The sequence below is a fragment of the Yersinia thracica genome (assembly GCF_902170565.1).
Taxonomy (GTDB): Bacteria; Pseudomonadota; Gammaproteobacteria; order Enterobacterales; family Enterobacteriaceae; genus Yersinia; species Yersinia thracica.
This window is the reverse complement of record NZ_CABHXX010000131.1, coordinates 1-1,050: the sequence shown is the minus strand read 5'-3', so window position 1 is coordinate 1,050 and position 1,050 is coordinate 1. Positions and strand designations below refer to the sequence as shown.

The window sequence follows — 1,050 nt, the reverse complement described above, 5'->3', positions numbered from 1 at the left end:
GGTTTTATATTTGGCCTCCAGGGTGTTGCGAGTGGAAAATACCGCCGTGCCGCCGAATGGGTAATATTCTTCCTGTGTAATAATATCGCCGTTATTATCCAGTTCTAATAAACTGGAGCCAATTTGATTATCAAAACTGTAGCGTAATTGGCCGTTATCAATGCCCTCCGGTTGGCCTTTTTCCCACAATAAAACCCGCACCTGCGCCCGCCCGGCAGCGCCGAGGGTAATCACCTGAAAATCTTCCGTCAGATTATCGTTATTGTATTGAGTGCGCAGTTCCAGTCCCGGCAGGTAAATGACCTCACTGGTTTGACGGGTACTGTTGGTGTGCTGAATGCTTTGCTTCATCACCCGCATGCCGTCACTGGCATACAGATAGTTTTCATAGTCATCATTGGCGGGATTTTCAGCCCCGCGTCTGACGGTGGTGACCTGCTGCAACTGCTGGCGGGTATCCCATTGCAGTGGCTGGCCGGGCTGTAATTGCTGCTGATTACCGGCGGTATCAAACTGGCTGCGGATATCGGCGGCAGTTAACCCATCGCCATCCTGCTGCTGAATGCCGTGGTTACTGCTATCGGAAATGGTGATATTTGTGCTGTACTGACTGGCCCCGGTATGCTGTATTTTCAGTAAGTTACCAGCGCGGTCATAGGTATAACGGCGGGTGTAATTGACATATTGGTTGCCGTCGGTGAGTGAACTTAGCGCCGGAAGATGGGCATTTTGTGCGCCGTTGTTGTCAGATTCACGGCCAGTGGCCTCAATCAATTGATACAAAGCATCATAGCGGTAAGTGGTTTCCGGCACGATTTTCTGATTGCGATAGAAACGGGTGGCTTCGGCATCATTATGGATAGCGAGAATGTTACCGACCGGGTCATAATCGTAGCGCAGGTCTTGCAGCAGGTTTGGCCGGTCTTTCAGTGCCGGACGGGTGGTTTTAATGCCAATAAGGCGTTGAGTTTCAGCCTCATAGCGATATTGGGTCACCACGCCATTGCCACTTTCTTCCCGCAATTTTTGCCCGGCGGCGGAGTAGGTCAG

1 pseudogene is annotated in these 1,050 nt (G+C 51.1%); it reads right to left on the bottom strand.

From position 1 onward, the window contains the following. Nucleotides 1–1,050: pseudogene (locus tag FTA91_RS17590) on the bottom strand (toxin); the annotation flags it as partial.